8 protein-coding genes and 3 pseudogenes are annotated in these 5,755 nt (G+C 57.2%); 3 read left to right on the top strand and 8 right to left on the bottom strand.

Going from position 1 to position 5,755, the window contains the following annotated elements; all coding sequences use genetic code 11:
- Positions 1-124 precede the first annotated feature (124 nt).
- Entirely contained in the window at positions 125-337 is a 213-nt protein-coding gene (locus tag HDG33_RS36555; protein ID WP_184041151.1) for a hypothetical protein, read from the top strand.
- A 267-nt stretch (positions 338-604) separates the two neighbouring features.
- On the opposite strand, the gene HDG33_RS36550 is transcribed toward HDG33_RS36555, so the two are convergent.
- The gene (locus HDG33_RS36550) at positions 605-1,279 is read right to left on the bottom strand and encodes a hypothetical protein (protein ID WP_184041150.1); all 675 of its coding nucleotides are present in this window, start codon (positions 1,277-1,279) and stop codon (positions 605-607) included.
- Entirely contained in the window at positions 1,276-1,404 is a 129-nt protein-coding gene (locus HDG33_RS37940; protein WP_260330726.1) for a hypothetical protein, read from the bottom strand. The genes HDG33_RS36550 and HDG33_RS37940 overlap by 4 nt, the downstream gene beginning before the upstream one ends.
- Positions 1,405-1,682: 278 nt before the next feature.
- Between HDG33_RS37940 and HDG33_RS36545 the strand changes: the two genes are divergently transcribed.
- Entirely contained in the window at positions 1,683-1,952 is a 270-nt protein-coding gene (locus tag HDG33_RS36545; RefSeq protein ID WP_184041149.1) for a hypothetical protein, read from the top strand.
- Between the two features lie 75 nt (positions 1,953-2,027).
- Here the strand turns inward: HDG33_RS36545 and HDG33_RS36540 are convergent, their stop codons facing one another.
- Both HDG33_RS36540 and HDG33_RS36535 read right to left on the bottom strand, forming a co-directional pair.
- On the bottom strand, positions 2,028-3,029 hold the full coding sequence (locus HDG33_RS36540) for a hypothetical protein (protein ID WP_184041148.1): 1,002 nt from the start codon (positions 3,027-3,029) through the stop codon (positions 2,028-2,030).
- A gap of 287 nt (positions 3,030-3,316) precedes the next feature.
- Complete coding sequence (locus HDG33_RS36535; RefSeq protein WP_260330725.1) at positions 3,317-4,123, bottom strand: hypothetical protein; 807 nt, start codon at positions 4,121-4,123, stop codon at positions 3,317-3,319.
- A 266-nt stretch (positions 4,124-4,389) separates the two neighbouring features.
- On the opposite strand from HDG33_RS36535, the gene HDG33_RS36530 reads away from it, so the two are divergent.
- Entirely contained in the window at positions 4,390-4,566 is a 177-nt protein-coding gene (locus HDG33_RS36530) for an antitoxin MazE-like protein (RefSeq protein WP_184041146.1), read from the top strand.
- Positions 4,567-4,856: 290 nt separating this feature from the next.
- Here HDG33_RS36530 and HDG33_RS36525 read toward each other — a convergent pair.
- The 4 genes and pseudogenes from HDG33_RS36525 to HDG33_RS37935 form a co-directional block, all read right to left on the bottom strand.
- Positions 4,857-4,943 (bottom strand): annotated as a pseudogene (locus HDG33_RS36525) (BrnA antitoxin family protein); the annotation flags it as partial.
- Between the two features lie 36 nt (positions 4,944-4,979).
- Positions 4,980-5,363: a transcriptional regulator gene (locus HDG33_RS36520; protein WP_184041144.1), complete on the bottom strand. Its 384-nt coding sequence runs from the start codon at positions 5,361-5,363 to the stop codon at positions 4,980-4,982.
- Positions 5,364-5,454: 91 nt separating this feature from the next.
- Positions 5,455-5,661, bottom strand: a pseudogene (locus tag HDG33_RS36515) (resolvase); the annotation flags it as partial.
- Positions 5,662-5,670: 9 nt separating this feature from the next.
- Positions 5,671-5,755 (bottom strand): annotated as a pseudogene (locus HDG33_RS37935) (IS5/IS1182 family transposase); the annotation flags it as partial.

Below are 5,755 nucleotides of genomic sequence, written 5' to 3'. Positions count from 1 at the left end.
AAGACGACTGAACGAGCGTCCAAGAAAGACACTGGACTACGAGACGCCCGCCGAACGATTCCAGCAAACTATTGCATCCACCGGTTGAATCCGCCAGCTGTTCCAGACACTGGAGCTAGCGCGCTTGAACCTGATCAGGACGATGATGGGTGCCGGACCGCTATCGATCCGCGAGCTCGCGCGCCGGCTCGGTCGCGGTGTCGAGCGCATCCACGAAGACGTTCATGCTTTGCTGAACGTAGGCCTACTTGAAAGCACAGATGACGAGTCTTTCGAGTGCCCGTATGCCGTGGTGCATGTGAACTTCACGCTTACCGCTGCGGATCCGACTGAATGAATTAAAGGACCATGCGAATCCTAGTCCGTGGTTTGTGCGTCGATCGCACACGGCGGGCCCTATGTGCGCCCGCCGATCGACGGTCGCGAAGGTGCCGTCATGCTGGGCGTAGGTTTGGGCGCCATTGGCACAATACTTCTAGTCTATTGGATTCGGTGCGTCGGGCGGCTAGGTGAGCAGCGCTACCGGGTTTTCCCGAACTCTGTCTACAACGGTATCGAGGGAAACGCCTCGCACGGAGCTATGCTGTCGGAGCGCCCGGCATATTTAATGCGCGCATTTCTCTAATATTGCCTGATATGTCTTCAGTCGATCAGTGACCACTTCTCTAGAGTATTCGTACATGGGTTGCGACGGTTGCCCAGGTATAAGCACCCTGTTCAAGTCGAGTTGATTCTGAAGGGATACAACTTGGTCTTTTGCAAAGCTACAAGAGTTCGCGGTTCCTGCTAGCTCGTTCAATGCGGCAATCTGGTTAGCATAGTCGTCAAGCTTGGCTTGGTGTGTCTTGTCGGCGGCGGTGAGTTGTGTGACTTGATTTTTTAGACTGATGTTTTCCGCAGACTGCTCTGCGAGCAATGCGTCGCTCTTGCCGGACTTTGCCGACAACTGATTAATTTTGTCCTGATATTTTTCGCCGGCTGATTGCAATCCAAGGTGATACCCATACTTGCCTGCGGCAGCGCAAAGCGCAAGCAGTGCCGTGATCATCAAGATGTTGGTGTGCAGCTTCGAATTGCCCTTGGTTTCTGTTGCAGCTTGGTCTGACATGGCTGGTTTCCTGATTGAGGAGGCCGCTTTATCGGCAGATTTCGGGAAAATCTTTAGCGAGCAAGTCAACGTGCCGAATTTGAACCCATTGGGAATGCACGCCTTGACAACCTTCAACACGACATCAACCTTTGGCTTGCGCGGATTGCCGAACGGCGAGGGATGCCTCACTGGCGGCTGCTCGAGAAGGTGCGCAATTTGACGGCCATTCCCGACGGCGTCGCGGCGGCGAGCATGATCTCGACGGAGATCTCGACGGCGACCGGAAGCGGCCAGCGTTCGACCTTACACGTCACGGTGTCTGGTTACTGGCGTCGTCCACTCGCGGCACGGCGGCGGCCACGCTACGCGATGAATTTGCGGTCGACTCGACGAACTCGGCAGAGCAGGTATCGCTCGCGCCGGCTGTCGACCGGACTGACTCTTTCTATCGGATTGGCCTCGCTGAGGGCTACGCCGCAGGCCTGCGTGATGGGCGCGCCGCTGCTGGGTATTCCGACGGTGCGAACGACGTCGTCAAGGCGATCGGCGATCACCTCGAGCGTCGCGTCGCGTCCGCTCCCGAGGTTTCAGCATGAATATCGACTTCGATAGGGTGCTTGCCAATCGCTTCGTTGGCTGTTCTGCTCTCCTATTTATAAAAGGGGGGCTCATGACACAGCAAAATAGACCGGAAAATACTGAACAGGTGAATGGTGTAGACCATCGGCTGCTTGACGGGTACGACGGCTCGGCGAGGGAACCCTCAGATGACTACATCGCACGGCTTATCGCGAGTGCTCCCGAAGCGGTGCGCGCACGGATTGCCGAAGCCGCTAAGGAAAGAGCGGTCGATCAGCAGTAACATCGCAGCACTGACCCGCTACACCTGCGGCGCGGCGCCTATGGGCGCCGTTTTCACGCCCGGTGAAGGCTGCGCTCACCCGCAGGGTACGAACTGCCCGTCTTGGTCATACATGCCGTAAGCGAAGCGGACGTGCCAAGCCTTCTGATAGTCTTCTGACAAAATCCCGATGGACATAGGCAGGCCTGCAAAGGGCTGCATGTTTTTGCTGCACGAATGAGCGACGATCATTTCGAAGCTGTCGAGCAGCGCCTTCGTCGTTCGATCCATGAACCATGAGATAGGGCAGCGAGGATGCGTGGTTTTGCGAAAATCGATTTCGATCGAGGGAAGGGCGATCGAACCATCAGGTTGCGGCGCGAAGTCACTGGTCTTTACGCCGGTCAAATTTCCGTGTTCAAGACAATCGCGAGCATTTCGAATTAGTTGTAGGAAAGGAACCGTCATCTCTAACGCCTTGTGAAACGGATCATCCTCGCCGTATAGAGACTTCACCATTTTGTGAAGGTCATCCCAACTCTTTTTCCGCATCTCAGGATAGAACAGCCGGACGATCCCTAGAAGCGAGACAGCGAAATGGTCTGCCTTCTGCGCGAAGGTTTTACAATGGCTTCGAACGTTGCTTACGGCCGGAATTGTCTGTGACGCGTCGTTTGTTTCAAGGAATTCGGTTTGCTCTATCGCGGCCTTCTCGGCGCAGACAAACGCCTGAGCCGCTTCGTGCGTCGAGACGATGTCGCTGAACGCATCGAAAGAGAGTTGCATTGCGTGATCGTTGTCGATCGACTGGAACTCTTTTCGAAACATAACTTTTGCCTGCAGTAACGTTCTACAAAGCAGGTCGGATGCCGTTCCGTGGTCGAAGATCTTTTGCTGAAAGTTTGGTGGTAGAGCCGGGTTCTTGCGATCGGGGTCGATCTGGTCCGCGACCTGCATTCGGTAAGTACACTTCTCAGTGATCAGAAGAAGGCCGTCGCCGAGCTTGAAAATGTCCCTGATCGGGGTGCCGTCATCCGGATTGTTGAGCGAAAAGCTGCCGCCTGAATCACGGCTCGGAATTGGTGGTCGCTTGTCCATCCGATCATTCTAAGCGCAATCACGAGCGCCCGGGTAGGCCGACCGGTGTGTGAAACGAGGGCCGTTGACGGGCCGGTGTTGCACGAGACCGATGCTGCACCGCAATCGTCGTCGAGGAGGGTAAGAATCCTGTGCATGCTGCGCCCTATGTGTGCCCGACCCAGTCTTCGGATCCCGGAAACGCTCACCGTTAGAGGCGCAGCGCGCTGCCTCGATCAGATCATCTATCTGTTGATGGGTTGGTCCGGATGTTTGCAGAATTGGCTTTTGCCTTTACTCGGGTGCGCCTACTTTCGACTTGGCTCGGTACCTGCGAACCATGTTGAGTAAGCGTAAATCGAGGCGAACAGAACTTCATCGCCGAAGGCCTTTGCTGCGAAAGCGAAGGCGGTAATGCACCGGTAAAAGTAGTTCCACAAATCGTCCTTGTGATCCCGAAACAGAGGCGAATCAAGCATGCCCGCGACGTGAAACGTCGGCGGAGCGCCGCCATACATCTCCATGATCTGCGGCGAGGCACCGTGCACATAGCCCGAGTAAGTCTTGCTTAAGGTACGAACCACCTCCGCTGCCGTGCTAGCGTCCAAGGCGGTACCGGTGACGCGTGCTAAGTACGCATGTATTCGCCGCCTAGGGATCATCGGCCGCTTTTGTGTCGATTTGATCGGATTTTGGGGAACGTCGAACTCCTCCTCGTAAAAGGCGGCCAGGTAGTCACGAAGCAAGTCAGCTGTGTCTTCGCGTATCTCCGCGTACGTCAGGAAGGTAACGTCCTCCTGAAACTCGTCTAGCATTCGCTGTAGCGCCGCTTGTTCCTGTAAGAATCCATGTTTCAGCAAAACTCGAGCGGCGTGCAGACCGCTGATGATCCTGGCCAGCTTCTGTACGATCGCTTGCTGGGTGGTTTGTTCGACATACCGATAGGCGAAGCTGTCGGCCATCGGGACGCGTTGTGGTGGCGGCGCCTGCCGCGTGAGCTGCTCGAGCGTCCGCTCCATATATTCAAGCGCCTGATCGTAGAATGCGTCCATCTTGTTCTTTCCGGGGAATTGTTCTGGACGGCGCGCTTCGCCGCTACTTTCAGCCGCATGCATTATCGCTCCCTTCGTTCATGCCTTCCTTCCTGTGCAGAAAAAACGCTCTCTGCTTTGCGTCGTAACCCGATCCCAAACGGCGCGCTCTATGCATGGCCGGCCGGTTCCGTGACGGCGCCGACGATGAGTTCGACGCAATCGCCGCCCTGTCAGGTGGTGATTACCGCAACCGCCGCAGCGGGTACGGCTGACTGGAACTGGCTCGAGACGTAGCAGCGGTCGCCGCGCGCCTATAATGGTCGCTTGCACTCAGCCAGGAGCTGACCATGATCAACCATCCCGATCTTCGCGCGCCGTACAGCATTGGACTGCCGGACACCGGCTCACCAGAGTTCATCAAAGAGTGGCGTCGGCAGTCGCGGCTAATCCGTGACAACGCGGCGGCGGAAGCGGAAGACATGGCCTTCATCGAGCAGGTTGTCGATTTGGACGACTGGGAGTGACAGCCGTGCAGCACTCAGACTTTCAGATCGGAACGCAGTTTTACACCGAGTCGGGCTTGTGGCGATGCACCGACGTCGGATCGCGTACGATCGTGGCCGTGCAGGTGCAGGACGGATATCCCGGTCCTACAGAGGCGCCCCCCTTCGTAGATGCTGTCGAGGTAGTGTTCGACGAGTACGATTTTCCAGGGCTTTCCCGTGAGCCGGTTGCGGACTGACTGCCGTGACACCCCCGAAGGGCAGCAAAACCGGCGTCTCCCTCAGTCCGCTTTGAGCGGATGCTCCTTCAGTTACGTGTGCAGCGCGTCGTTCATGCGCGTCTGCCAGCCGTCGCCGGTCGCGCGGAACGCATCGACAATGTCTACGTCGGCGAGAACTTCATCGGTCACGCGCGCCGCGCCGATCGCTGAGCTTCAGCTATTTTGCGGATCTTCGCGTTGTCTGGAGCTCTCAAGCCCCTGAGCCTCGATCATGAAGTCGACGTGTACCGCGTCATACGGAAACACGACAGCTCCTCCATCCGCATGGTCAAGCACGCCGGTGTTCAGCAGCGCACGCACGTCCTCATGAACACACTTCACATCGCGGTCAAGCCGGCACGCGAGCTCGTGGATCGACGTTGGACCGGAGCCGATCATCTCGCAAATGATCTGCCAGCGCGTTTGACTGAGCGTCTTGAACAGGAGATCCGTCGTCGCGAAACTGATAAACGATCCTTGTCTCTTGCCGTTCATGGCGGCGACGAAGCGGGCCGAAAGGTCGGCTCGCGAGGCTACGCCGATGGTTACTGTGGTCATTGTGATGCCTCCAATGTTCCGGTTCTTCTGCTGCTCGCGGCGCAATCTCGGCGTCGATCATCCGCGCTCGAGCACAGGTCCCCAGTTCATTCTACTGCGTGGCGAGCGCGGCGCACGCCCGTTTGACTGCTGCTTTGCTGATCCCGAACTGTGCGGCCGTCTGCGCGATGCTGGCGCCATGTTCGGCACGCCAGGCTTTGACCTCGGTGTAATCGGCTTTGCGTTTGCGTCCGACCTTGGCATAACTGCCATCGGTCTTCGCGATTGCGATGCCGCGCGCCTGCATCTCTCGCCGATTTAGAGCGTGTTAGGCACTTTTCATAATCGGTGCAGCATGAACGAGCATAAGCATGGCGAAGACGACGAAGTGCAGGCCTGCCAGGGTTTCGGGC

The organism is Paraburkholderia sp. Cpub6 (genome assembly GCF_014201065.1).
Classification (GTDB): Bacteria; Pseudomonadota; Gammaproteobacteria; order Burkholderiales; family Burkholderiaceae; genus Paraburkholderia; species Paraburkholderia tuberum.
Note: the sequence above shows the minus strand (reverse complement) of the source record. Positions and strands in the feature narration are given on the sequence as shown.